23 protein-coding genes are annotated in these 26,224 nt (G+C 64.7%); 15 read left to right on the top strand and 8 right to left on the bottom strand.

Annotated features, from left to right (window positions below; all coding sequences use genetic code 11):
* Nucleotide 1: 1 nt before the first annotated feature.
* Complete coding sequence (locus N7650_RS11470) at nt 2-472, bottom strand: hypothetical protein (protein ID WP_037058835.1); 471 nt, start codon at nt 470-472, stop codon at nt 2-4.
* A 201-nt stretch (nt 473-673) separates the two neighbouring features.
* On the opposite strand from N7650_RS11470, the gene tssB reads away from it, so the two are divergent.
* The 9 genes from tssB (at nt 674) to N7650_RS11425 (ending at nt 11,762) form a co-directional block, all read left to right on the top strand.
* Entirely contained in the window at nt 674-1,243 is a 570-nt protein-coding gene (tssB, locus tag N7650_RS11465) for a type VI secretion system contractile sheath small subunit (RefSeq protein ID WP_279898258.1), read from the top strand.
* A gap of 58 nt (nt 1,244-1,301) precedes the next feature.
* Nucleotides 1,302-2,795, top strand: a complete 1,494-nt coding sequence (gene tssC, locus N7650_RS11460; RefSeq protein ID WP_064304262.1) for a type VI secretion system contractile sheath large subunit — start codon at nt 1,302-1,304, stop codon at nt 2,793-2,795.
* A 78-nt stretch (nt 2,796-2,873) separates the two neighbouring features.
* Entirely contained in the window at nt 2,874-3,371 is a 498-nt protein-coding gene (locus N7650_RS11455) for an Hcp family type VI secretion system effector (RefSeq protein ID WP_009395379.1), read from the top strand.
* Between the two features lie 4 nt (nt 3,372-3,375).
* The gene (gene tssE, locus N7650_RS11450; RefSeq protein ID WP_279898257.1) at nt 3,376-3,813 is read left to right on the top strand and encodes a type VI secretion system baseplate subunit TssE; all 438 of its coding nucleotides are present in this window, start codon (nt 3,376-3,378) and stop codon (nt 3,811-3,813) included.
* Nucleotides 3,797-5,599, top strand: coding sequence for a type VI secretion system baseplate subunit TssF (tssF, locus tag N7650_RS11445; RefSeq protein ID WP_279898255.1), 1,803 nt, complete (start codon nt 3,797-3,799; stop codon nt 5,597-5,599). Before tssE ends, tssF begins: the two co-directional genes overlap by 17 nt.
* Nucleotides 5,563-6,588, top strand: a complete 1,026-nt coding sequence (gene tssG, locus N7650_RS11440; RefSeq protein ID WP_279898253.1) for a type VI secretion system baseplate subunit TssG — start codon at nt 5,563-5,565, stop codon at nt 6,586-6,588. The genes tssF and tssG overlap by 37 nt, the downstream gene beginning before the upstream one ends.
* A gap of 2 nt (nt 6,589-6,590) precedes the next feature.
* The gene (gene tssH / locus N7650_RS11435) at nt 6,591-9,149 is read left to right on the top strand and encodes a type VI secretion system ATPase TssH (protein WP_279898252.1); all 2,559 of its coding nucleotides are present in this window, start codon (nt 6,591-6,593) and stop codon (nt 9,147-9,149) included.
* 67 nt (nt 9,150-9,216) lie between these two features.
* Nucleotides 9,217-11,223 carry a type VI secretion system tip protein TssI/VgrG gene (gene tssI, locus N7650_RS11430; RefSeq protein WP_279898251.1) on the top strand — a complete coding sequence of 669 codons (2,007 nt, stop codon included), beginning with the start codon at nt 9,217-9,219 and terminating at the stop codon, nt 11,221-11,223.
* Nucleotides 11,220-11,762 (top strand): toxin-antitoxin system YwqK family antitoxin, encoded by a 543-nt coding sequence (locus tag N7650_RS11425; protein ID WP_279898249.1) that lies wholly within the window; start codon nt 11,220-11,222, stop codon nt 11,760-11,762. Before tssI ends, N7650_RS11425 begins: the two co-directional genes overlap by 4 nt.
* Before the next feature lie 109 nt (nt 11,763-11,871).
* On the opposite strand, the gene N7650_RS11420 is transcribed toward N7650_RS11425, so the two are convergent.
* Entirely contained in the window at nt 11,872-12,264 is a 393-nt protein-coding gene (locus tag N7650_RS11420; RefSeq protein ID WP_009395363.1) for a DUF4280 domain-containing protein, read from the bottom strand.
* A 342-nt stretch (nt 12,265-12,606) separates the two neighbouring features.
* Between N7650_RS11420 and msuE the strand changes: the two genes are divergently transcribed.
* The 5 genes from msuE (at nt 12,607) to N7650_RS11395 (ending at nt 17,521) form a co-directional block, all read left to right on the top strand.
* Nucleotides 12,607-13,173 (top strand): FMN reductase, encoded by a 567-nt coding sequence (msuE, locus tag N7650_RS11415; RefSeq protein WP_279898247.1) that lies wholly within the window; start codon nt 12,607-12,609, stop codon nt 13,171-13,173.
* A 9-nt stretch (nt 13,174-13,182) separates the two neighbouring features.
* Nucleotides 13,183-14,367, top strand: coding sequence for an acyl-CoA dehydrogenase family protein (locus N7650_RS11410; protein ID WP_064304255.1), 1,185 nt, complete (start codon nt 13,183-13,185; stop codon nt 14,365-14,367).
* A 9-nt stretch (nt 14,368-14,376) separates the two neighbouring features.
* Nucleotides 14,377-15,477: a sigma-54 dependent transcriptional regulator gene (locus N7650_RS11405; protein ID WP_009395359.1), complete on the top strand. Its 1,101-nt coding sequence runs from the start codon at nt 14,377-14,379 to the stop codon at nt 15,475-15,477.
* A gap of 62 nt (nt 15,478-15,539) precedes the next feature.
* A complete protein-coding gene (gene ssuD / locus N7650_RS11400; RefSeq protein WP_009395357.1) occupies nt 15,540-16,676 on the top strand; it encodes an FMNH2-dependent alkanesulfonate monooxygenase in 1,137 nt (378 codons plus the stop codon).
* Nucleotides 16,673-17,521 carry an amidohydrolase family protein gene (locus tag N7650_RS11395; RefSeq protein WP_009395356.1) on the top strand — a complete coding sequence of 283 codons (849 nt, stop codon included), beginning with the start codon at nt 16,673-16,675 and terminating at the stop codon, nt 17,519-17,521. The genes ssuD and N7650_RS11395 overlap by 4 nt, the downstream gene beginning before the upstream one ends.
* A 61-nt stretch (nt 17,522-17,582) precedes the next feature.
* Here N7650_RS11395 and N7650_RS11390 read toward each other — a convergent pair whose 3' ends face one another.
* From N7650_RS11390 to N7650_RS11365, 6 genes are all read right to left on the bottom strand, one after another.
* Nucleotides 17,583-18,842 carry a DUF2235 domain-containing protein gene (locus tag N7650_RS11390; RefSeq protein WP_279898245.1) on the bottom strand — a complete coding sequence of 420 codons (1,260 nt, stop codon included), beginning with the start codon at nt 18,840-18,842 and terminating at the stop codon, nt 17,583-17,585.
* A 100-nt stretch (nt 18,843-18,942) separates the two neighbouring features.
* The gene (locus N7650_RS11385) at nt 18,943-19,320 is read right to left on the bottom strand and encodes a response regulator (RefSeq protein WP_009395352.1); all 378 of its coding nucleotides are present in this window, start codon (nt 19,318-19,320) and stop codon (nt 18,943-18,945) included.
* A 53-nt stretch (nt 19,321-19,373) separates the two neighbouring features.
* Entirely contained in the window at nt 19,374-20,612 is a 1,239-nt protein-coding gene (locus N7650_RS11380; protein ID WP_009395350.1) for a hybrid sensor histidine kinase/response regulator, read from the bottom strand.
* Complete coding sequence (locus N7650_RS11375; protein WP_279898244.1) at nt 20,606-21,181, bottom strand: chemotaxis protein CheB; 576 nt, start codon at nt 21,179-21,181, stop codon at nt 20,606-20,608. The genes N7650_RS11380 and N7650_RS11375 overlap by 7 nt, the downstream gene beginning before the upstream one ends.
* Nucleotides 21,178-21,999, bottom strand: coding sequence for a protein-glutamate O-methyltransferase CheR (locus N7650_RS11370; protein ID WP_009395346.1), 822 nt, complete (start codon nt 21,997-21,999; stop codon nt 21,178-21,180). The genes N7650_RS11375 and N7650_RS11370 overlap by 4 nt, the downstream gene beginning before the upstream one ends.
* Nucleotides 21,996-25,511, bottom strand: coding sequence for a response regulator (locus N7650_RS11365; protein ID WP_009395344.1), 3,516 nt, complete (start codon nt 25,509-25,511; stop codon nt 21,996-21,998). The genes N7650_RS11370 and N7650_RS11365 overlap by 4 nt, the downstream gene beginning before the upstream one ends.
* Before the next feature lie 261 nt (nt 25,512-25,772).
* Between N7650_RS11365 and N7650_RS11360 the strand changes: the two genes are divergently transcribed.
* Nucleotides 25,773-26,126, top strand: a complete 354-nt coding sequence (locus N7650_RS11360) for a response regulator (RefSeq protein WP_279898241.1) — start codon at nt 25,773-25,775, stop codon at nt 26,124-26,126.
* Nucleotides 26,127-26,224 lie beyond the last annotated feature (98 nt).

Here is a 26,224-nt window from a genome sequence, read left to right as displayed (position 1 = left end):
CTCAGCGCAGGTTCTGGTCGAGCAGGGTCATCTCGCGCGCATCGAATTTCAAGCGGATGCTGCGCTGGTCTTCCAGGCGCAGGCGATGGGCGCCCGGGCTCTGGTAATTGGCAAAGGCCACGAGCCCTACCGAGGGTTTTCCGTCCAGCGGGAAGGTCGAGGATTCAATCAACTGTCCCGGCACCAGTTCCAGGCCCCAGACATAAAGATATTGACGAAAGTCGCGCTGATATTGATCGCGCGTTGCAAACCATTGTTTTGCTGTAAGTCCCGATAACTTTGCAAGCAAATCATTATCGTTGACTGCAATAAAGTCGACCGCGATGGGCGAGTCATCATTTGCACGCAAAGCAACATCGAGGGTAACTCCGTCGACACTTACCCTGGATCCAAAATAGGCGCAGCCGGCCATATGGGCCAAGCCTAAAAGTATCACCGTCATCCTGAAAAACTTGAACTTCTTAAGACGCATAATGATCCAAGAAAAGTTTTATTTGCATTTCCGGATGCCTGTTATAGCATCCATGCCAATTCGCCACCACGACGAATTGAGGTGATTGCGGAAAACAGGATCCTCCAACGCGAGTGTGTCCGCTCCGCGGTCTAAGCAAGGGAATGCGATCAGTGGGAAACCGTTGCATTGCGCCCGCCTTCTGCATCGGAGTCAGCCACTATGGAAGAGAGTATTCAGCACAAGCTGGGCCGGGTTCGTCCGCCTCGTGTGCAGATCACCTACGACGTCGAAATCGGCAACGCCATCGAGAAAAAGGAACTGCCGCTGGTCATGGGCATTCTGGCCGACCTTTCCGGCGCCACGCCCAACCCGGAAAAACTCAATGAGCGTCGCTTCGTCGAGATCGACAGCGACAACTTCAACCAGGTCCTCAATTCGATCAAGCCCAGCGTTACCGTCAACGTCAAGAACACCCTCAGCGGTGGTAACTCCCCTCTTAGCGCCAAGCTGGTCTTCGAGTCGATCGAAGACTTCGATCCGATCAACGTGGTGAAAAAAGTCGATGCACTCAAGGTGCTGTTTGGTGCCCGCGAGCGCCTGCGCGATCTGCTGACCAAGCTCGATGGCAACGACAGGCTCGATGAAATGCTGAAGCAGGTGCTGTCCAGTGCCGACGAGGATCTTGAGCTGATCAAGGCGGCTCGCTCCGATGCCACGGCGAAAATCGACGCCAAGCCCGAAGACAAGACAGACGACACGGATACCGGCGAAACCCCGGAAACCAAGTAACCGGCCCGACGCCTGATTCGCCCGCCCGATCACTCCCCTTGCATCCGGAGACTTCACCATGCCCGCGTCCAGCACCGAGAATCCAAGCGAAGGCAGCACCCAGACCCTGACCCTGCTGGAAAAGATCATCCAGGAAGGCCAGATCATTCATGACGAGAGCCAGAAGGTCTACGCCCAGGACCTGATCGCCGAGTTCGCCAGCCAGGTGCTCGACAAGGCCCTCACTGTCAGCCAGGGCGAAGACCCTGACACCCGCGCCCTGATCAACAACCGCATCGAGCAGATCGACAAGCTGATCGGCGACCAGCTCAACGAAATCCTCCACGACGAAGGCTTCCAGAAGCTCGAAGCGTCCTGGCGCGGCCTGCATATGCTGGTCAGCAACACCGAGACCAGCACCCGCCTGAAACTGCGCCTGCTCAACGTGTCCCAGGACGAACTGAAGAAAGACCTGACCCGCGCTGTCGACTTCGACCAGACCGTGCTCTTCAAGAAGATCTACGAAGAGGAATACGGCACCTTCGGTGGCAACCCGTTCAGCGTCCTCGTCGGCGATTACTTCTTCGGCCGCCACCCGCAGGACATCGCCTTGCTGCGCAAGCTGTCCGAAGTCGCCGCCAATGCCCACGCGCCCTTCATCGCCGCGGCCAGCCCACTGCTGTTCGACATGAAGCAGTTCACCGACCTGGGCGTGCCGAAGGACCTGGCCAAGCTGTTCGAAAGCCTGGAGCTGGGCCCCTGGCAGGACTTCCGCAACACCGAGGACTCGCGCTACGTATCCCTGGTGCTGCCGCGCTTCCTCCTGCGCCTGCCCTACGGCCCGGACACACTACCGGTGGAGGGCATGAACTTCACCGAGAACGTCAGCGACCCGGACGGTAAACAGTACCTGTGGGGCAACGCCGCCTGGGCCCTGGCCCGGCGCATCACCGACGCCTACGCCAGGTTCGGCTGGGCGGCGGCGATCCGCGGCGCCGAGAGCGGTGGCGCGTTGACCAACCTGCCGCAGCACACCTTCAAGACCGCGTCCGGTGACCTGACCCTCAAATGCCCGACCGAAGTGGCGATCACCGACCGCCGCGAGAAGGAGCTCAACGACCTCGGCTTCATCGCCCTGTGCCACAAGAAAAACACCGGTACCGCGGTATTCTTCGGCGGCCAGACCACCAACAAGCCACGCACCTACAACACCAACGAGGCCAATGCCAACGCGCGGATCTCCTCGATGCTGCCGTATGTACTGGCGTCGTCGCGCTTCGCCCATTACCTGAAGGTCATCATGCGTGACAAGGTGGGCAGCTTCATGACCCGCGACAACGTACAGACCTACCTGAACAACTGGATCGCCGACTACGTGCTGGTCAACGACAACGCGCCCCAGGACATCAAGGCCCAGTACCCGCTGCGTGAAGCCCGCATCGACGTGACCGAGGTCGCCGGCAAGCCGGGCGCCTACCGTGCCACGGTGTTCCTGCGTCCGCACTTCCAGCTCGAAGAGCTGACCGCCTCGATCCGCCTGGTAGCCACGCTGCCACCACCGGTCGCTGCCTGACCCCGGCTCCTGCGGGCCGGGCCCGCAGGAGTGCTTTCCCTACCTATTCGAATTTTCTGACTGCAGGAGCTTCACGCGATGGATGCGATCATTCTGGACCTGGGCGACGACATCAAAGGTGACTCGCTGATCGAAGGCTACAAGGACAAGATCGAGATCATGTCCTACAGCCACAACGTCGCCATGCAGGTGACCAACGACGTCAGCAACACCGAGCGGACCTCGGGCAAGCCCTTCGTCGGCGAATTCACCCTGACCAAGTTCATCGATACCTCCACCCCCAACCTTAATCTCTATTGCGTCTCCGGCAAGCCGGTGGCCGAGGCCAAGATCACCGTCGGCCGCAACGCCGCCGAGAGCAGCGGGCAGATCATGCCCTTCATCGTCTACACCCTGACCAACGTGATCTTCTCCAACGTCAGTGTCAGCGGCGGCACCGGTGGCAAGCCGGTGGAAACCATTTCCCTGAACTTCACCAAGATCAAATGGGAACTGACCACGCAGAAAGACGACGGCACCAAGGAAGGCGTGGCGGGCACCAGTTGGGACATGACCCTGAACAAGGCCGGTGCCTGAGTAGATGTCCAGCGGTCACCGCCCCCTGCTGTTCGAACGCCTCGGCGACCCTGCGGGCGAGGCGCCGACCCTCTACCGCCAGGCCCTGGCCGACTCGGTCCGCGAGGAACTGACGCGGCTGCTCAACAGCCGCCGTGCGGGCCCGACGCTGAGCACGCCGCCCACGGTGCTGGACTACGGCATTGGCGACTGGAGCGGCCTGCAGGCCAGCAACAGCGACGATCGCCGGCGCATCGCCCGGGAAGTCCGCGCCGCCATCAACCACTTCGAACCACGCCTGAAGGCCGGCGAGGTCGAAGTACGCCAGGTGGCCGGACAACCACGGCGGCTGAATATCCTGGTCAGCGGCATGCTGCGCCAGGGTGGCCAGCAGTGGCCGGTGGCCTTTGTCCTGGACAAGCATGACTCGGCGGTGGAGGTCAGCCATGAGCGACTCGATTGACCCGCTGCTGCTCAACTATTACCAGCGCGAGCTGGCCTGGCTGCGCAACGCCGGCAGCGCCTTCGCCGAGCGCTATCCCAAGGTGGCCCGGCGCCTTGAGCTGTCGCCCGGAGAGAGCCAGGACCCTCATGTGGAACGGCTGCTGGAAGGTTTCTCCCTGCTCTCGGCACGCCTGCAACGGCGCCTGGACGACGACTACGCCGAATTCAGCGACGCCCTGCTGGAACAGCTTTACCCGCTGGCCCTGCGCCCCTTGCCCTCCTGCGCCATCGTGCGCTTCGAACCGGACCTGACCAAGGGTGCGCTCGACAGCGGCTATACCCTGCCCCGCGATACCCCGCTGTTCGTCACCACGACCCGTGGCGACAGCCTGCATTTTCGTACCGGCGCCGAGGTCACCCTGTGGCCGTTGCAGATCAGCGAAGCGGTACTGCTCGGCGCCGACGAGGCCCGCGAGCTGACCGGGCTGCACCAGGCCGCGTCGGCCCTGCGCCTGCGTATCGATTGCCTGGGCAAGGCGTCCTGGAACGAACTAGACCTGCGCCATCTGCGCGTGCACCTCGATGCATCGCCCATGGTCAATGCCGCGCTTTACGACCTGCTGGGCGCCCATACCATCGCGGTGTGCAATGGCGCCAGCCGCGAGCGCCTGCTGCGCCTGGACCGCCTGCCGCAGGTGGTGGGCTTTGCCGAGCACGAGGCACTGCTGCCCGAGGAGGACGGCGTACATCCCGGTCTGCGCCTGCTGGCCGAGTACTTCGCCTTCCCGGAGAAATTCCACTTCTTCGACCTGCCCCTCGACCCGCGCCAGATCGAGGGCAGCAGCCTGCAGCTGTACCTGGTGTTCGACCGCCCGGCACCCACGCACCTGTTTCTGCAGCCCGGCGACTTCGCCCTGGGCTGCGCCCCGGCGATCAATCTGTTCCGCCGCACCTCCGAGCCCTTGCGCCCGGACGGACGCAGCAGCGAATACCGCCTGGTCGCCGACAGCCATCGTGAAAACAGCGTCGAGATCCACAGCATCCGCAGCCTGCGCGCCCTGGGCGCCGATGGTGTGGTGCGCCCGCTGGCGCCCTACTACGGCAGCCAGCACGGCAGCGCTGCCACCCGGTACTGGCACGCACGGCGCATCCATGGGCTGACCCCGAACCGCATCGGCAGCGACATGATGATCAGCCTGGTGGACCCCGGCTTCGATCCACTGCGCCAGGCCTGGGACTTCAGCCTCAGCGCCGACCTGCTGTGCACCAACCGCCATCTGGCGCAGAGCCTGGCGGCCGGTACCCGGCTATCCTTCGAGCGCCCCGGCGCACCGGCCAGCGCATACCTGGTCAACCCGCCCAGCGCCCAGGGGGTACCGAGCCTGGACGGCCAGTCGCGCTGGCGCCTGGTGTCGCAGCTCACGCTCAATCACCTGTCGCTGGTGGAAGGCCCGCAAGCCCTGGGGGCCCTGCGGGAAATCCTGGTGTTGCACAACCTGCGCAACGAAGCCAGCGCCAGCCGCCAGATCGACGGCCTGAAGAGCCTGAGCAGCGAACGTCGCGTGGCCCAGGTCGGCAACGATGCCTGGCGCGGCTGGCGCAAGGGCCTGGAAGTTCGCATCCAGCTTGACCCGACCCACTTCGCCGGGCATAGCACCGTGCTGTTTTCTGCGGTGCTGGCGCAATTCTTCTCGCTCTATGCCACCGCCAACCGCTATATCAGTACGGTACTGGTCGATGCCGATGACCCCACCAAGGAAATCAAGACATGGAGCCCGCAAGCCGGCATGCCCCTGAGCCTCTGAGCCAGACACTGCGCGAGCGCCCGCAAGGTTTCGAGCTGCTCCAGGCCCTGCTGATCCTCGAACACGAGAACCGCAAGGCCACCTCCCTCGGCTGCGGCAGCGTCCCGCAGAACGAAGCGGTGCGCCTGCGTGGCCCGCTGACCCCGGTGTTTGCCGTGGCACAGGTGGAAAAGCTCAGCCATGACACGACGGATCCGCGGCCGATCCTGAGCACCCCGGTGTTCGGCCTCGGCGGTGCAGACGGCCCGCTGCCCTACGCCTTCCAGGAATGGCTGCAACAGCGTGCCGTGGCCCGCGACCATGCCCCGGCGGAATTTCTCGACCTGTTCCAGCATCGCCTGCTCAGCCTGCTCTACCGCGCCCTGCGCAAGCATCGCATCGCCTTCGGTTTCGCCAGGCCCGAGGCCAGCCCGGTGCATCGGCAACTGCGTGCCTTGAGCGGCCTGCTGCCCCAAGGCCTGCACGAGCGCCAGGGCCTGCCGGACGCCGTGCTGCTGGCGCGCACCGCCCTGCTTGCCGGCGGACGGCGCTCGCTGGCCGGCTTCGTGTCCATCGTCCGCCATCATTTCGGCCTACCGCTGAGCATCGCCCCCTACACCGGCGCCTGGTGCGAAATACCGCCCGGCAGCCGCAGCGTGCTTGGCCGTGGCCGGCGCAACCTGAGCCTTGGGCGCACGGCGATCGCCGGCAAGCACATCTGGGACGAGCACGCCGGCATTACCCTGACGTTCAGCCCGCTCAGCCAGGCCCAGGCCGACTCATTGCTGCCCGGCGCCGACGTACACGGGCAGTTGGCCGACCTCGCCGCGCTGTATTTCGGTCCCGACCTGGACTGCAGGCTGGTCCTCGAAATCAAGGGTGCGCCCGTGCTCCACCTGGGCCGCCAGCACGATACCCGGTTGAACTGGAACAACGGTGTGCGCCGGCACGCGGCTCCGGATCAGCTCCAGCGCATCGAAACCCGCTTGCGCCAACCCGACAGGGAGTGAACATGGAACTCGGCAGCCTGATCGCCTGTTTGAACCCGGATACCCGCGACGCCCTGGAGCGCGCCGCCCAGCGCTGCCTGCAGCGCGGCCATCATTTCGTCGAGGTGGAGCACTTTCTCCTCGAACTGCTGGAAATCCAGGGCGGCGACCTGGCCTGCCTGCTGCCGCCCTTCAAGGTCGAGCGCGACGCGCTGGCCGAACAGATCAACCGGGCCCTGGAACTGTTCAAGTCGGGCAATACCCGCACGCCATCGCTGTCGGCGCAGACCATCGACCTGCTCAAGGAAACCGTGCTCCAGGCCAGTATTCGCGGCGGCGGACAGCGTATCCGCTCCGGGCAGTTGTTGCTGACCCTGCTGGAACGCGAGGCGTTGCGCAGCCAGTTGCTCAACAGCGCCTCCGGCCTGCTGGCCATCCCGCTGGACAGCCTGCGCGCACGCTTCCAGGAACTGACCCGCAGCTCCCGCGAGCAACCGGCCGAGCCAGCGCCACCCAAGCGTGGCAAGGGTTCGGCAAACAGCAGCGAAGACCCGGTCCTCGAGCAATACACCCAGGACCTCACGGCCGACGCCAGGGCCGGCCGCATCGACCCGATCATCGGTCGCGAAGGCGAGATCCGCCAATGCATCGACATCCTCCTTCGCCGCCGGCAGAACAACCCGATCCTGGTCGGTGCGCCGGGCGTGGGCAAGACCGCGCTGGTCGAAGGCCTGGCGCTGCGCATCGCCGCCGGCGACGTACCACCGGCCCTGCAGGACGTTTGCCTGCGGGTACTCGACCTCGGCCTGCTCCAGGCCGGAGCCGGGGTCAAGGGCGAATTCGAGCAGCGCCTCAAGGGCGTGATAGACGCCGTGCGCAGCTCGCCCAGCCCGACCATCATGTTCATCGACGAGGCCCATACCCTGATCGGCGCCGGCGGCGCCGAAGGTGGCAGCGATGCGGCCAACCTGCTCAAGCCGGCCCTGGCCCGGGGCGAGCTGCGTACCCTGGCCGCGACCACCTGGCAGGAATACAAGAAGTACTTCGAGAAGGACCCGGCCCTGGCCCGACGCTTCCAGCTGGTCCAGGTGGAAGAACCGAGCGAAGCCACCTGCGTGCAGATGCTGCGTGGCATCGCCGCCAGGCTGGAGCAGCACCACGGCGTGCTGGTGTTGGACAGCGCCATCCAGGACGCGGTGAAGCTGTCGCACCGCTACATTTCCGGGCGCCAGCTGCCGGACAAGGCCATCAGCATCCTCGACACCGCTTGCGCCCGGGTTGCCCTCGGCCAGCACGACGTGCCGCCGCCCCTGGAAAACCTGCGCCACCGCCAGCACAGCCTCGATGAAGAACTGCAGCGCCTGCGTCGCGAGCAGGCCACCGGCCAGGATCACCGCGACCGCATCACCACCCTGGAAACCGAACTGACCCTCAACCAGGACGCCATGCGCGAGCTGGAAAGTCGCTGGAGCGAAGAGCGCGAAGCCGTGCGCGAATTGCTCGAAACCCGCCGCGAGCTGCTGGCGCTGAGCGAGAAGGCCGACGCCGACGGTGAACGCCGCGATCCCGACACCGACAGCCGCATCGATTACCTGGCCGCCGAACTGCTGCGGCTCGAGGCGGGCCTGGATGCCATTCGCCAGGATGATCCGCTGGTACCCGAGCAGGTCGACTCGAAGATCGTCGCTGCGGTGATCGCCGGCTGGACCGGTATCCCGGTGGGCAAGATGCTCGCCGACGAAGCCCATGCCGTGCGTACCCTCGGCCAGCGCATGGGCCAGCGGGTGATGGGCCAGAAAGCCGCGCTGGATACCATCGCCCAGCGCCTGCAGGCCTACCGTGCCGGCCTGACCGACCCACAGAAACCGGTCGGTGTGTTCCTCCTGCCCGGCCCCACCGGCGTGGGCAAGACCGAGACCGCCTACGCCCTGGCCGACGCCCTGTACGGTGGCGAGCGCAACCTGATCAGCATCAACCTGTCGGAGTACCAGGAAGCCCACACCGTCAGCCAGCTCAAGGGCGCCCCGCCCGGCTATGTCGGCTACGGCAGCGGCGGCGTGCTCACCGAAGCGGTGCGGCGCAAACCCTATTCGGTGGTGCTGCTGGACGAGATCGAAAAGGCCCACCCGGATGTGCTGGAAGCCTTCTACAACGTCTTCGACAAGGGCGTGATGGAAGACGGCAGCGGCCTGATCGTCGATTTCAAGAACACCGTGATGCTTGCCACCAGCAACGTCGGTGCCGAGCTGATCCTCGACACGGCGAAGGCCGACCTGGACGGGGACGCGTTCAACGAGCGCCTGCACAAGGTGCTGTTGCAGGCCTTCCGCCCGGCGTTCCTGGCGCGGATGACCGTGGTGCCCTACCACCCGCTGGACGAGGCCACGCTGGAAGGTATCGTCCTGGCCAAGCTGGAGAAACTGCGCGAACGCTACAAGGCCGCCACCGGCAAGCAGTTCGACTTCGACCGCGGCATCGTCAAGGCGGTACTCGGTAAATGCAGCGGCGCCGGCGCACGGGATATCGAAAATGTGCTGATGAAGCAGGTCACCGGAAAACTGGCGGAGTGGGCACTTGAGTAAAAGCGCCGTGAGCCTGCCATGACCGTGTACAGTCACAGTTTTGCCCGATCCATCCCGAGAGCCCTAGATGCCCCGCGCCACCGACAGCACCACCAGCCTCTCCCTCAGCGCCAGTGCCCTGCCCGATCTCTATCCCGAGGCGCTGAGCGGCACCGAGCTGCTCAATGGCCTGGGCATGCTGATGCTGCGCGGGCACTCGGATGCGGCGCTGGCCCTGGCTGACGCGGTCGCCAGCCATGTCACCGTCACCCTGCACAACGATGAGCACATGCGCCCGCTGGACGGCCTGGTGGCCGAGATCCGCCAGATGCCCGCCGATGCCAGCGCCGACCGCTACCAGTTGCTGCTGCGGCCCTGGCTGTGGTGGCTCAACCTCGCGAGCAACAACCGGGTATTCCAGAACCTGACCACGGCGGACATCGCCAGCCAGATCTTCTATGCCCACGGCTTCAGCGACTACAAGCTGTCCCTGAACGGCAGCTACACGGCCAGGGAGTACTGCGTGCAATACGGCGAAAGCGACTTCGCCTTCGTCTCGCGGTTGCTGGAGGAAGACGGCATCTTCTGGTTCTTCACCCACGAGGCTGGCGTGCATACGCTGGTGCTGGCCGACAACAACGACGCCTTCCCGGCCATCCCCAACGGCCCGGCCATCCAGTACCTGGGCCAGGGCATGGGGGTGCGCGAGCTGCACGGCATCCGTTCCGGGCAACTGGTGATGCAGGCGGTCGCCGGGGTCTATTCGGCGAGCGACTACACCTTCGCCACACCCACCACCGAGCTGTACAGCCAGGCCGAAGCCAAGGCCGGGCCGCTGAACCTCTACGAGCACCCCGGCGGCTACATCGAAAAGGCACGCGGCGATGCCCTGACCAAGCAACGGGTCGACGGCCTGCGCAGCCAGGAGCAGCGCTTCATCGGCGAAAGCGACTGCCGCTGGCTGGTGCCCGGCCATTACTTCTCCCTTGCCGGCCATGACGACGACGCCCTGAACAGCGACTGGGTAGTGACCTCGGTCACCCACGACGTCGATCACCAGCATTACCGCAACCGCTTCGAGGCTATCCCCAAGGCCACCGCCTACCGCCCGCCCCGGGTCACGCCCAAGCCGCGCATGCATACCCAGACCGCCAGGGTGGTCGGCAAGGCCAGCGAGGAAATCTGGACCGACCAACATGGCCGGATCAAGATCCAGTTTCCCTGGGACCGCGACGGCAAGGGCGACGAAAGCAGTTCGTGTTGGGTCCGCGTGGTCCTGCCCTGGACCGGCCAGGCCTTCGGCATGCAGTTCGTGCCCAGGGTCGGCCAGGAAGTGATCGTTACCTTCATCGATGGCGACCCGGACCGCCCCCTGGTCAGCGGCTGCGTGTACAACGGCGACAACACTCCGCCCTGGCCCCTGCCGGAAAACCAGACCCAGTCGGGCATCATGACCAACTCGTCGAAGGGCGGCGGCGGCTTCAACGCCCTGCGCTTCGACGACAAGAAGGACAGCGAGGAAGTGTTTCTCCAGGCGCAGAAGGACTTCAATACCAAGGTGCTCAACGATGTCACCGTGGACATCGGCCACGACGAAACCCAGACGGTGAAGAACGCCCGGACCCGCACGGTCAAGGAAGGCGATGAAACCATCACCCTGGAAAAGGGCAAGCGTACGGTGGCGATCCAGACCGGCAGCGACAGCCTCGACGTCAAGGACAGCCGCACCGTCACCGTCGGCGGCGACCAGACCCACCAGACCGGCGGCAACTACACCGACAAGGTCAGCGGCAACTACAGCCTGACCATTGATGGCGACCTGAGCATCAAGGTCAGCGGATCCATCACCCTGCAAAGCGGTGCCAGCTTCAGCATCAAGAGCGGCGCCGACCTGGCGGTGCAGGCCAGTACGTCCATCGCGCAGAAGGCCGGTACCTCCTTCGCCAACCAGGCCGGCACCTCGCTGGAGAACAAGGCCGGCACGACCCTGACCAACGACGCCGGCGTCAGCCTGACCAACAAGGGTGGCGCTGAACAGACCGTGGATGGCGGGGGGATGCTGACGATCAAGGGCGGACTGGTGAAGATCAATTGAAGAATACCGCCAGGGGTGATGCTTTCCAGCTCGAACGCGGCGACTCGCGGCTTACCGGGCGGCTGCTCGAGGGTGACCTCGACGGCCCCCTGCGCATCGAGGAAAACGCCCGGCCCCAGGCCAGCCTCAACTATGCCGGCGGGGTGCTGCACGGGGTCAGCCAGACCTTCCATGCCAATGGCCGGGTCTCGGCACGGTTGCCGTTCAGCAACGACAAACTGGAAGGCGTGGCTAGTTTCTACGGCGAGGACGGCCAGTTGCTGCGTTCAGCCAGCTACCGCCGCGGACTGCTGCATGGCGAGGCGGTCAGCTACTTTCCCGACGGCAGCGTGGCCGAGCGCGAGCTGTACAGCAATGGTGTACGCGAGGGGTTGCAGCAGCGTTATCACGCCAACGGCAAGCTGGCGATGAGGGCCCAGTACCTCAATGGCCAGGCGCTGGATCCGGGGCAGAAATATGCCGAGGATGGCCGGCCGCTGAATGCGGCGGGGAAACCGGTTTCGCGGTTGAAGTGGTGGTGGACCAATGGCGCGGAATAAGGTCCGGGATCTGCTTTGATCCTTGAGGGCCTAATCGCTGGCAAGCCAGCTCCCACAGGGATTTGAGCTGTGGGAGCTGGCTTGCCAGCGATTAGGCCCTCAAGGCAACTCAAGGAATCAGGGTCTGCACCTGCCCCGCGAAGTTGATCTTGATCACCCCCGCCCAGTTGCACATCAGCATGCTGTTGGCATCCAGCGCCGGCATGTTGCCCAACAGCACCGTGGGCGCGCCGGGAATCCATGGCGAGGCGGTGGCCGGGATGCACGGCATCGGCGTCAGCACCCCGAGGGCGGCGGCGGTAGCGGCGGCGACCATCGGGTTGGCCATGCTCGTGCACATGCCGAAGGTAGGGATATTGACCAGCGGGATATGGTCCATGATGTTCGCCGCCGGCACCCCACCGACCATCACCCGGTTGACCGGCAGGACATTCAGCGCGCAAGGCGCAGCACCGAAGCTGCATTGCAGCAAGGCGCCGGTACAGACCTGGGGGCAGGACATCAGCAAGCTCCAATCCGTGGAATCGAAGTGTCCGACTCTACCCCATTCCCATGACATTTCCTTCTCCCGAGCAGTCCCCATCAGCGGCATATTTCTTCCAGTTATTGATCTAGCTTTATTGATAATTGGACTGCATATGAAAACTTCTCTAAAACCTGCTCACCCGGCCACTGTTCGCCGGGCAACTGTTCACCTAGCAACACCTGGGCAACAGTTGCCTTCCGTGCCAACACCTCGGGCAGCCGCGATACCAATGCAACCCATTGATTCATAAGGCTTATGGAAACTGGAACGGCTCTTGCTCCATTCCAGGAAAACCACAGCGCCAAGGAATCCGAATCAATGAGCACCGCATTCAACATCGTCGCCGTTTCCGGTGGGGCCTGGCGCCCATCGCGCACCCTGGTCCTGACCGAGGCCCTGATCGGCGCGCTCGGCCAGCATCTGGACTTCAACGTGCAGGTCATCGAACTGGGCGACATCGCCCGCCCCGTCGGCGGCGCCCTGTCGCGCAGTGAATTGCCCGCCGACGTCGAGGCACAACTGTTGGCCATCGAACAGGCCGACCTGCTGATCGTCGCCGCCCCAGTGTATCGCGGCTCGTACCCAGGCCAGTTCAAGCACCTGTTCGACCTGATCGGCCAGGATGCCCTGATCGACACTCCGGTGCTGCTCGCCGCTACCGGCGGCAGCGAGCGCCACGCGCTGGTCATCGATCATCAACTGCGCCCGCTCTTCAGTTTCTTCCAGGCCCTGACCCTGCCGATCGGTGTCTACGCCTCGCAAGCCGATTTCGACGATTACCGCATCACCAGCCCGGCCTTGCAGGCACGCATCGCCCTGGCTGCGGAACGCGCCGCCGCCGTGCTTGGCGGGGTGATCGACAGTGCACCCCGCAAGATCGCTTGAGGCATGCCCATGACCCTGCCCTCGCCTACCTTGCAAACCCCACTGCAAATCGCCCGTGAGCTGGCTGCCGGATTTGCCGCCACCGCCGTCGAACGCGACGCCCGCGGCGGCACGCCGAAAGCCGAACGCGATGCCCTGCGCGCCAGCGGCCTGCTCGGCCTGGTCATTCCGACCCAGTACGGCGGCCTTGGCGCCAGCTGGAGCGAAACCCTGGAAGTGACCCGCGAATTCGCCCGGGTCGATAGTTCCATCGCCCACGTCTTCGGTTTTCAGCACCTGATGCTGGCCACCGTGCGCCTGTTTTCCCGTCCCGAACAGTGGGAGCCCTGGTTCGAACAGACCGCGCGCAAGCACTGGTTCTGGGGCAATGCCCTGAACCCGCTGGACACACGCACCGTGGTCAAGCGCTTCGATGGCTGGGTGGAATTTTCCGGCAGGAAGAGCTTCTGCTCCGGCGCCAGCGATTCGGAAATGCTCATTGCCTCGGCAGTGGATGAAAGCGCCGGCGGCAAGCTGTTGATCGCCGCCGTACCGAGTGCGCGCAGCGGAATCACCCTGCACGGCGACTGGGACAATATCGGCCAGCGCCAGACCGACAGCGGCAGCGCTACCTTCGAGCGGGTGCGCATCGAACACGGCGAGCTGCTCCTCGATCCCGGTCCGCTGAGCACGCCGTTCGCCTGCCTGCGTCCGCTCATCGCCCAGTTGCACTTCGCCAACCTGTTCCTCGGCATCACCGAAGGCGCCTTCGCCGAAGCGCGCCAGTACACCCTCAACGAAAGCCGTCCGTGGTTCCGCTCCAGCGCCCGCCACAGCGGCGAAGACCCTCATGTGCTGCGCCACTACGGTGAGTTCTGGGTCGGCCTGGAAAGCGTGCGCCTGCTGATCGGCCGTGCCGCCGACCTGCTCGACCAGGCCTGGGCCAAGGGTACCGCCCTCGGCGCCGAAGAGCGCGGACAACTGGCCCTGGCCATCGGTACCGCCAAGGTCGCCGCGACCCGCCACGGCCTGGACATCTGCAATCGCCTGTTCGAGGTCACCGGCGCCCGTGCCACCCACGCCTCGCTGCGGTTCGACCGGCACTGGCGCAACCTGCGCACCCAGACCCTGCACGACCCGCTGGACTACCGCGTCCACGAGCTCGGCGAATGGGCGCTCAACGGTACGCGCCCGACTCCGACCTTCTACTCATAAGGCCCGCCCATGCAACTGCTGACCCTGCCCCCGTCCCCGACCCTGGCCACCTCGATCCGCGCCACCGCGCAGGTCTTCGAAGACCCGCGCTCGCAAGCGCTGCTGGCCCACCTGCAACAGGTCGCGCCCAGCGAGGCGAGCGTGCTGATCATCGGCGCAACCGGGACCGGCAAGGAACTGGTGGCGCGGCATATCCATAACCTCAGTGGCCGGCGCAACGGGCCGTTCGTGGCGGTCAACTGCGGCGCCTTTGCCGAGTCGCTGGTGGAAGCCGAGCTGTTCGGCCATGAGAAAGGTGCCTTCACCGGCGCCCTGGCCGCCAAGGCCGGCTGGTTCGAGGAAGCCGACGGCGGGACCCTGTTCCTCGACGAAATCGGTGACCTGCCGATACCCATCCAGGTCAAGCTGCTGCGCGTACTGCAGGAGCGCGAAGTGGTGCGCCTGGGCTCGCGCAAGAGCATCCCGATCAATGTGCGGGTGCTGGCGGCGACCAACGTGCAACTGGAGAAGGCCATCAACGCCGGGCACTTCCGCGAAGACCTGTACTACCGCCTGAACGTGGTCAGCCTGCAACTGCACCCGCTGCGCGAACGGCCGGGGGACATCCTGCCGCTGGCCCGGCACTTCATCGCCGAATACAGCCGGCGCCTCGGCTACGCCGAAGTCAGCCTCAGCGAAGAAGCCCGCCAGCGCCTGGCAAGCTACGACTGGCCCGGCAACATCCGCGAGCTGGAAAACGTCATCCACCACACCCTGCTGCTGTGCCGCGACCAGGTGATCCGCGCCGAAGACCTGCACCTGTCGAACCTGCGCATCGAGCGCGAGGGCGACAACAAGCCACGCCAGGAAAGCGCTGACGAACTGCTCCAGCGCGCCCTGCTGCAACTCTTCGAGGAACAGGGCGAGGGCCTGCATGAAAAGGTCGAGGACGCCCTGCTGCGCGCCGCCTACCACTTCTGCCACTACAACCAGGTGCACACCGCGCAGTTGCTCGGCCTGTCGCGCAACATCACCCGCACCCACCTGATCCGCATCGGCGAACTGGTGGTCAACAAGCGCCGGCCTGCCCCCGGCGGCTTCGATGGCCGGGTGATCAACCTGTCGATCTGAATTCCTAGAAAGCCCCTTGCTACGCGTGCCTACCTACCAACGATGGCAACAAGGACACTGCAATGAGTCTCGATATTTTCTGGTTCCTGCCGACTTCCGGCGACACCCGCTACCTTGGCCACTCCGCCAGCGGCCGTCCGGCCACCAACGCCTATATGCGCCAGATCGCCGTGGCCGCCGACCAGCTCGGCTACGACGGCCTGCTGATCCCCACCGGTGCCAGTTGCCTGGACCCCTGGGTCACCGCCGCCAGCCTGGTGCCGGTGACCCAGCGCATCAAGCTGCTGGTGGCGCTGCGCACCTCGCTGGGCAACCCCACCGCCTCGGCGCGCCAGGCCGCGACCCTCGACCAGGCCAGCAACGGGCGCCTGCTGCTCAACGTGGTGCCTGGCGGCGACGCCACCGAACTGGCCGCCGACGGCGTGTTCCTCGAACACGACCAGCGCTATGAAGCCTCGGACGAGTTCCTGACCATCTGGCGTCGCCTGCTGCAGGGCGAGAACGTCGATTTCGCGGGCAAGCACCTGAAGGTCGAAGGCGCGCAGAACTTCTTCCCGCCGGTGCAGCAGCCCTACCCGCCGCTGTACTTCGGTGGCTCCTCGCCCGCTGCCCATGAGCTGGCAGCCAAGCATGTCGATGCCTATCTGACCTGGGGCGAGCCGCCTGCCGCGGTGGCCGAAAAGATTGCCGACGTGCGTGCCCGCGCGGCCAAGCATGGCCGGACCGTGCGGTTCGGCGTGCGCCTGCACGTGATTGTCCGCGAAACCAGCGAAGCCGCCTGGGCCGCGGCCGACGAACTGATCAGCCATCTGGACGACGCCACCATCGCCGCGGCCCAGGCCAACTACGCGAAGATGGACTCCGAAGGCCAGCGACGCATGGCGGCGCTGCACGGCGGGGATCGCAACCGGCTGGAAGTGGCCCCCAACCTCTGGGCCGGGGTCGGCCTGGTGCGCGGTGGCGCCGGGACCGCGCTGGTCGGCGATGCAGAAACCGTCGCCGCCCGTCTGCTGGAATATGCCGAGCTGGGAGTGGACAGCTTCGTGCTGTCCGGTTACCCGCACCTGGAGGAAGCCTATCGCTTCGCCGAGCTGGTCTTCCCGCTGCTGCCGGGCAAGGGCAAGGTCACCGTGGACGGCGCCTTCACCGGCGGTGCCTTCGATGTCCGTGCCGGCAAGGGCAAGGAGCAGGCGGCATGAAGATCATCGACTTGCGCTGCCGCCCGGCCTACCTGCACCCTTTCTTCGGCGGCGTACCCGGCTCGCCCGAGCACGACACTGCACGCTGGCTCAATCGCCGGGTCGGTACCCAGGGTGCCGACAACCATTTCGAGCGCTCCCTGACCCAGGAAGGTTTCCTTGGTGAAATCCGCGCAGCCGGGCTGGACAAGGCCGTGGTGGTGGGCCGGCACACCCCGGGGCAGCATCTGTCCAACGACCTGGTCCACAGCGTGGTCCACGGCCATCACGAGCTGCTCGGCATCGGCGCGGTGGAGCCGGTGCTGCAAGGGATAGAAGGTGCCCTCGCGGAAATCGACCGGGCCATCGATGTGCTGGGCCTTGCCGGTATCGACCTGGAGCCGGGCTTTGCCGAGCCTGCGCGGCATCCGGACGACCGCCTGTACTGGCCGATCTACGAGCACCTGCAAAAACGCGGTGTGCCGCTGTTCATCATGAGCGGGCCGACCACCCCGGACCCGGCCTACAACGATCCGGGGCGCCTGGCTGCGGTGGCGCGGGCCTTCCCGCAGTTGAAGATCGTCGTCAGCCATGGCTACTGGCCGAATGTGCAGCAGGCTATCGGGGTGGCCTTCCGCTACGAGAACATCCACCTGGTACCGGATATGTACCTGTTCCAGCCCGGCAGTGAAGGGTACGTGCAGGCAGCCAACGGCTTCCTGGGCGACCAGTTGCTGTTCGGCTCCTCGTATACCTTCCGCCCGATCGGGCAGAGCATCGAGGATGCGCAGCGCCTGGGCTTCAGGGATGAGGTGGTGGAGAAGTTCTTCTACCGCAATGCGCTCAGGGTGCTGACGCCTGGCTGATGCAGCCGGCTCCGTCGCTGGCGACGCCTGGGAACCGGCGGTGCCAGCGTCCAGGCCTTGCTCATTCGATGACCGAATGAACTACCCTGACCCCGTCCGCCGTAGGCCGGTTGATGAACAGGCTGTCCAGCAACGGACTGTCCGAATGCAACACCGCGTTCCAGTTGGCCGAGCAGTGGATGTAGCGACGCCGTAGCAGGCCGATCTCCTGCGCATCCGGCGCCTGCCCGCAGAGCACCTTGGCGGCGATGGCCTGCAACTCTTCGGGCAAGGTCCAGTCGTCCGGCTCCAGCGGCACGCCGGCCTGCACCGCCTGTTCATGCATCAAGCGCAGGTACACGCGCGACAACGCGCCACTCACCTGGCGCTCCCCCTGAATCCACACCCTCACCCGCTTTTCCCGCTGGATATCGCGCTTGGGCAGGAAAGGCTGGTCGATGCTGCGACTTTGCAGCTGCACGCTCAGCCCCAGTGCCTCCCATTCCTGGCGACGACGCTCCAGGCACTGGTTCGCCAGTTGCCAGGCCCGGGTCTTCTCCAGCGGCACATGCGCCCACTCAAGGCTGCTGAATGGCCGCTCCAGCACCAGACGCTCGAGCCCGTCCCGATAGCCCCCGCCGATATCGCAGTGATCCCCAGGCAACAGCCGGTCGTCCGGCCCGGCAACCAGGGGGAAATTCAAACGCCGCTCATCCGCCGCCACCAGATGCACCACCCGCCGCGCCTGATTGGCGCGCAGGGCCAGGCGCAAGCCGTCAAAGTCGGCATTGGCCGCGCTCAGGTTGCCCTTGAGCGGCGCGATGATGCTGGCCACCGTGTCGAACAGACCGATGAAATTCAGGCTCAACGGCAGATCACCACAGACGCTGCGCAGCCCCTGCAGGTCGTTGGCCAGGTGACGTACGGCCGCAGCGCCGCGACTGAATCCGAACAGATCGAGCTTGATGTCCGAAACCGCCACCGACGGATTGTCCATCAGGAAACGCTGGAGCAACGCCTCGACCTGCCTCGGCACCTGCGCCACCCGCGCCGCCACGCCCGAAGCGCCCCGTCCGGTAGCCTGGGCGAGCAGGGCGTCGGGCTCACCGCACTCGGTGCCAATACCTTCGATGTACACGGCCAGCGCAGCCTGCCGCACATCAGCGGGCACATGCAGGCTGTGCCGATAGCGCTGGAACAGCCATGCCACGTTGCTTTCGCCCAGGGCATCGCTGCCGGCCCCTTCTCGCCCGCAGTTATGCAGGTTCATGCCGGTGCCGTCGAAGAACAGCCCAAGGTGCAGGGTGATGTCCTGATGTCGCGGAGGGAGTGTCGGATTCATGACGGTTCCTGTGTCGTGAGAACAAGGAACCGATCGGATCACCCCGCGCAATCGCGGGGTATAAGGGAAATCGACTCAGGGCGTAAGAACAGGCTGATGCTCAGGCCAACAGCGCCTGGATCTGTTCGCGCAGGCTATCGAGGTCGAACGGCTTGGCCAGGATTGGCGCGCGGAAGGCGATGGGGCTGCCGGATTCGCGGATTTCCGCCGGATAGCCGCTGATGAAGATGACCTTCAGATCAGGCCGCAGCTTGACCGCCGGCTCGGCGATGTCGACCCCGGAGATTCCGCCGGGCAGGCGAAAATCGGTGACCATCAGGTCCAGGTGCGGCTTGCTGGCGAGGATCTCGAACGCCTGGGCGCCATCCTCGGCCAGGAGGACGCGGTAGCCCTCCCCCGACAGGTAGTCATTGAGGACCATACGGATAACCGGCTCGTCCTCGACGACCAGTACTACATCTTGCGCATCTACGCTCATGCCAACGCCTTGATTCTTTTCATTCGGGTGATGATGACCATCTGACCCCGGGGCTACGCAGAGGTTGCTTCGGAGCGACCACTTTCATCATTTTGTTCATGCACATCGCATACCAGCGGCAGATGGACGCGGAAAGTCGCACCCTCGCCTTCGGCGCTGCTGACCGAAATGCGCCCGCCGTGGGCCAGGACGATCTGTTCGGAGATATACAGCCCCAGGCCGAGCCCGGCGACGCTGTGGGTGGAGTCGACCCGTTCGAACTGCTGGAAGATTCGCCGCTGGTTCTCCGGGCTGATGCCGATGCCTTGGTCGCGCACTTCGACGCAGGCCATGCCCTGGTCATCCAGCACGCGCACCTGCACCGGCCGTTTGGCACCGTAACGCAAGGCGTTACTGAGCAGGTTGGCGATCACCTGCTCGATACGGAACTCGTCCCAGATGCCTTCCAGCGGCCCGGCAACTTCCAGCTCGATGACCGAACCGACCGCCGCGGCCTGGGCCGCGAAGTTCTCCACCAGGCCACCGACCAGCTGGGTCAGGTTGAAGCGCGACGGGCTGATGGACAATTTGCCGGTGCGGATCCGCGATACATCGAGCATGTCCTCGATCAGCCGGATAAGGCTGTTGATCTGGCGCTCGTCGCGCTCGACCATGGCCCGCATCTTGTCGAGGGTGAAGGCGTCGGCGTTGTCCCGGGACAGGTGCAGCTTGCGCAGCTGGGTCTCCAGGATCAGGCCGTTGAGCGGCGTACGCACCTCGTGGGAAACGATCGACATGAAGTCGTCGCGCATGCGCACGGCCCGCTCCAGCTCGCCCCGTGCCACCTGCAGCTGTTCGAGCAGTTGCTGCTGCTCCTGCTGGCTGCGCGCCAGAGCCTGGACCTGACGGTCCAGGGCCTTGCGTTGGCGATACAGCTCGACGAAGACCTTGACCTTGCTCTTCACCGCCAGGGTATCCAGCGGCTTGTGCAGGAAGTCCACCGCGCCGCTTTCATAGCCCTTGAACGCATAGTTCATCTCGCGCCCGGCGGCGCTGACGAAGACGATGGGGATGTGCTTGGTTTTCTCCATCCCGCGCATCAGCTCGGCCAGCTCGAAACCGTTCATGCCGGGCATCTGCACATCGAGGATGGCCAGGGCGAATTCGTGCTCGAGCAGCAGCGACAGGGCCTGGTCGGCGGAGCCTGCCTGGTAGACCTCGCGATCCTCGGCCTTGATCAGCGCTTCGAGCGCCAGCAGGTTTTCCGGAAGATCATCGACGATCAGCAGTTTGGCTTGGATGTGGCTCAGCATTCTTGTGATTCCAGCTTGGCGAGCAAATGCCCGATGCCATTCAAAGGGAGTATATGGTCGGGCCGATGCAGCGCCAGCGCTGCCTCCGGCATGGCCGGGACCTGGGCTTCGGCCGGGTCCTGGACGATGCTCAGACCACCGTACTGGCTGATTCGTGCCAGACCGGCGGCACCATCTTCATTGGCCCCGGTCAGCAATACTCCGGCGAGGTTTGCCCCATAGGCGTCGGCGGCGGATTCGAAGAGGATATCGATCGACGGGCGGGAGAAGTGCACGCGCTCCTCCTGGCTCAGGGACAGGCTGCGGTCACGCTCCACCGACAGGTGATAGCCGGGCCCGGCAACATAGATCATTCCCGCCTCGATGCTTTCCTTGTCCCGCGCCACCACCACCGGCCGTCCCAGCCTGCGGGCGAAGACCTCGGCCAGGCGGCTGTCGTGGTCATCGGGCAGGTGCAGCACGCAGATCAGCGGCAGGCGATAGAACCTGGGCAGGCAGGCCATTACCGTCAGCAACGCGCTGACCCCGCCGGCCGAGGCGCCCATGACGATCGCTTCGATGCGTCTCATAGCTTGCGGTAGATCCGTTCGGGCTTGACCAGCGCCTCGAAACGTTTGGCATAGGCGGAAAAATCCAGGGTCTCCTTGCTGCCCAGAACGAGGAACCCGCGGTGGCACAAGGACTCATGGAACAGCCCGAAGGAGCGATCCTGCAGGTCTTTGTTGAAATAGATCAGCACGTTGCGGCACGACACCAACTGGGTTTCGGAGAACACGCTATCGGTGGCCAGGCTGTGGTCGGCGAAGGTCACGTTTTCCCGCAGGCTGCCGTCCATGATGGCGTTGCCGTAGGCACAGGTGTAGTAGTCGCTGAATGCCCGGGTACCGCCGGCAGCCACGTAGTTGCGCTCGTAGGTGCGCATGGCGTCCATGCTGTAGATGCCCTGCTTGGCCTTCTCCAGGGAGTTGGGATTGATGTCCGTGGCGTAGATGATGGTGCGTTCCAGCAAGCCTTCCTCGCGCAGCAGAATGGCCATGGAATATACCTCTTCGCCGGTGCTGCAGCCGGCGATCCAGATCTTGATCGATGGCCAGGTCTTCAGGTGCGGGACCACCTCCCGGCGCAGCGCGAGGAAGTGGCTGGGGTCGCGGAACATCTCGCTGACCGGGATGGTCAGGTACTGCAGCAATTGCAGAAAGATGCCCGGGTCATGCAGCACCTTCTCCTGCAGCGCGGTCACCGTGGCGCAGTCGAACTGGCGCACGGCATGCAGGATCCGGCGCTTGATCGAAGCGCCGGAGTAGTCGCGGAAATCGTAGCTGTACTTGAGGTAGATGGCCTCGATCAGCAGGCGGATTTCGATGTCGGTATTACGCTCGCTAGTCAAATTCGCTCCAGTTGCGGCAGCCACACGCGGATCAGGGAGAACAGCCGGTCAAGGTCGATCGGCTTGGCCAGGTAGTCGTTCGCGCCTGCCTGCAGGCAGCGTTCCTGATCGTCTTTCATTGCCTTGGCGGTGACGGCGATGATCGGCAGCTTGCGCCAGCGCGGGTCCTTGCGGATCAGGCGGGTCGCCTCGAAACCATCCATCTCCGGCATCATCACATCCATCAGTACCAGGTCGATATCACCGCCCTGCTCCTCCAGGCGTTCGATGGACTCGCGACCGTTGCGCGCGATCTCCACCAGGGCGCCCTTGTGCTCCAAAGCACTGGTCAGGGCGAAGATATTACGCACATCGTCGTCCACCAGGAGGATCCTGCGTCCTTCGAAGACCTTGTCGCGGCTGCGCGCGGTGCGCAGCATGCGTTGCCTTTCGTGGGACAGCGTCGATTCGACTTTGTGCAGGAAAAGTGTCACTTCGTCCAGCAGCCGCTCCGGCGAGCGCGCGCCCTTGATGATGATCGAACGCGAATACTTGAGCAGTTCGGTCTCTTCATCGCGGCTCAGGTTGCGCCCGGTGTAGACGATCACCGGCGGGAAAGACTGGATCTCGTCGACGGTCATGCGCTTGAGCAGTTCGTTGCCCGGCATGTCCGGCAGCTTGAAGTCGATCACCATGCAGTCGTAGATGTGCGCCTTGAGCAGTTCCAGGGCCTCCTGGGCGGTAGCCACGGCGGTGATCTGCACATCGTCGTCGCCGATCAGGCGGGCAATGCTCTCGCGCTGCAGGTCGTCGTCCTCGACCAGGAGGATGTGCTTGAGCTTCTGGGTGAGTTTTTCTTCGAGGCGGGCGAAGACGGTTTTCAGCTCCTCGCGGCTGGTGGGCTTGACCACATAGCCCACCGCGCCCATGTGCAGCGCGGTCTCGATACGGTCCTCGACGGAAATCACGTGCACCGGGATGTGTCGGGTCGCGGCCTGTTCCTTGAGACGTTGCAGCACGGTCAGGCCGGAGTGGTCGGGCAGGCGCATGTCCAGCAGGATGGCGTCGGGGACGAAGCGTTCGGCCAGGTCGAAGCCGTCGTCGGCGGCATGGGCGACCAGGCAGTTGTAGCCCAGCTCGTGGGCCAGGTCGAAGAGGATGCGGGCGAAGTTCGGCTCGTCCTCGATCACCAGGATGCAACGCTTGCTGAACGGCGCCTTGTGCCGGTCGTCCTCGAAGGCCAGGCGACGCACCGCGCCCTCGGCCGGCGGCACGCCCTGCGCCGCCACCCGCGGTGCCGGGGTCGGCACGGCCGGTACCAGCGGCTGCGCACGAACAGGCGCCAGCGATGGCGTCTGGTCGACGATGGGCTCGTAGCTTTCCGGCAGGCTCAGGCTGAATACGCTGCCCTGCCCCGGAGTGCTCTGCACTTCGATCTCGCCACCGAGCAGGCGCGCCAGATCACGGGAGATCGACAGGCCCAGGCCGGTTCCGCCGTAGCGGCGGTTGGTGGTGCCGTCGGCCTGGTGGAACGCTTCGAAGATCGCCTGCTGCTGATCGGCGGCAATGCCGATGCCGCTGTCCTGCACGCGGAACACCACACCGCCGCCGGGCTGCGCGGCCACGGTCAGGCTGACCTGGCCCTGCTCGGTGAACTTGAGTGCATTGGACAGCAGGTTCTTGAGGATCTGCTCCAGGCGCTGGCGATCGGAGTACAGGGTCGCCGGCACCTGCGGCTCGACGTTGACGGCGAAGGCCAGGCCCTTGTCCGCCGCCAGCGGCTCGAACAGCCCGCGCAGGCCGTCGGCCAGGCGCGCCACCTGGAAGGTCTCGGCACGCACGTCGAGCTTGCCGGCCTCGACCTTGGCGATGTCGAGGATATCGTTGATCAGGTTGAGCAGGTCGTTGCCGGCAGAGTAGATCGACTCGGCGTACTTGACCTGCTCGTCGCTGAGGTTGTCCTGCGGGTTCTCGGCCAGCAGCTTGGCCAGGATCAGCGTGCTGTTGAGCGGCGTACGCAGCTCGTGGGACATGTTGGCGAGGAACTCCGACTTGTATTTGCTCGACCGCTGCAGCTCCTCGGCACGTTCCTGCAACTGGATCTGCGCTTCGTTGAGTTCGTTGTTCTTGATGTCCAGGGCGTCGCGCTGCGAGGCCAGGGCTTCGGTACGCTCGGCCAGCTGCTCGTTGGTCTGCTCCAGCTCGGCACGCTGGGTTTCCAGATGGGCCTGGGACTCCTTGAGCACCCGCGACTGCTCCTCGAGCTCTTCGTTGGCGGTCTTGAGTTCTTCCTGCTGGACCTGCAGCTCCTCGTTGAGCTGTTGGGTCTGGGCCAGCACTTCCTGCAGGCGCTGACGATAGCGGGCACTTTCGATGGAGGTACCGAGGTTGCCGGCAACCCGCTCCAGCAGCTCATGGTCGCGCGGGTTCAGCGGGCGCAGGAAGCCCAGTTCGATCACCCCGTTGATCTGCCCGTCATGGGTCATCGGCATCAGCATCACGCTGCGCGGCAGGCCGTCGCCCAGGCCCGAACTGACCTTGAAGTAGTCCTGCGGCACTTCCTCCAGGGCCAGCAAGCGATTTTGCACCAGCACCTGGCCGACCAGGCCCTCACGAGGGCCGACCACCTGGTCGAGGGCTTCCTGGTCGCGGGAAAAGCCGTAGCTGGCGACGCGATGCAGGTTGTCGAACTCGTCGCGCACGTAGAGCGCAGCGACCACGCTGCCGAGGTAGTTGGAGAAGAACTGCAGGATGTTGTGCCCGAGGGTCGGCAGCGTCTGCTGCCCCAGCACCCGCTCGGCCAGTTGGGTCTGCCCGCTCCGGATCCAGGCCTGTTGCTCCAGGCGCTGGGTGGAGCGCTCCTGGGCGTCGATATTGGCCTGGTAGCTGCGCGACAGGTTGACCAGGTCGCGCCGCCCGACCCAGGCCAGCAGGCCGCTGACCACCACGACGAACAGCAGGTACAGGGAAATCGATACCCAGGTGGTGGTGCTCACCTGCTCGTTGCGCTCGGCCCGCAGGCGCTGCTCCAGGGCGACGAAATCCTCGTATTCCTTGCGGATCTGGTCGGTCAGGCGCTTGCCACGACCGGCCTCGATGTCGGAGCGGTAATCGTCGCCATTGCGACGCCGGTCGATCATTTCCTTGCCGAAGGCATTCCATTCGGCCTGCAGGGCTTCGAGGCGGCTAAGGCGATCGAGCTGGATCGGGTTATCCGCCACCAGCTCGCGCAGGGTATTCATCTGCGCCGCGATACGCGGCTTGGCCAGCTCGTAAGGGTCGAGGAAGTGTTCTTCCCCGGTCAGCAGGAAACCACGCATGCCGGTTTCCTTGTCGATGGACAGCTTGAGCGACTCGTTGGCGTTATTGATCACCCGGTCGGTATGCCCGACCCATTGGATCACCGAAAGCAGGTACGCAATCACCGCAACGAACACCACGGCACTCAGCAGCCCCACTCCCAGGGGCAGGCTGATGTTGCGCACCAACAGCTTCTGGAAGCGCTGCTGGTCGATAGGGCTTGACTGATTCATCTGTTGGTCCATGCGGCAGAGTGTGACAATTGTTTTCTGGGCTTTGGGTCGGGCGCGAGCGCGACCTGAACGGCGCTGATGTCCCAGTCTATCCGTCTTCGCGGCTATTGGCAGGGCATAAAGCCAGCATTTGAGGCATGACGTCCGGATTCGTTCCGTGCATTATCACGGCCCCGCTATGCTCAACCAGGTCGCCCCGGGGAACTTCCAGCCGCGTGCCGCTTACAGAGTGAGTAACCATCATTGCCTCAGGAGTCACCCATGCCCGACACCCTCCCGCTTCTGGTCGTTGAAGACGACGACATCGTGCGCATGCTGATGCTCGACGTACTTGAGGAACTGGGATACGAGGTCAGGGAAGCAGAAGACGGGGAAACAGCCCTCGCGCTGCTGCGCAGTGAACAGCAGTTCGCGCTGATGCTCACCGACGTCGGCCTGCCCGGTATCGACGGCAAGGAACTGGCCCGCCAGACCCGCGAATTGCGGCCGCAGCTACCGATCATGTTCGCCAGCGGCTATGGACAGAGCATCGACCTGCCCGAAGGCATGCACATGATCAGCAAGCCATTCGGCATCGATCAGTTGCGCGACAAGATGAAGGCGATCCTCGGCTAGGCCGCGATAGGCATGGGCATCTACACATCCCTCGCTCAGGGCTCGGATGCTGGGTCAACGCAGGATCTGTAGGAGCGTGGCTTGCCCGCGAAGGGCCG

It is taken from the genome of Pseudomonas sp. GD04058, from assembly GCF_029836855.1.
GTDB classification, from domain to species: Bacteria; Pseudomonadota; Gammaproteobacteria; order Pseudomonadales; family Pseudomonadaceae; genus Aquipseudomonas; species Aquipseudomonas bharatica.
The sequence above is the reverse complement of the archived record's forward strand: the minus strand, read 5'-3'. Positions and strand labels throughout refer to the sequence as shown.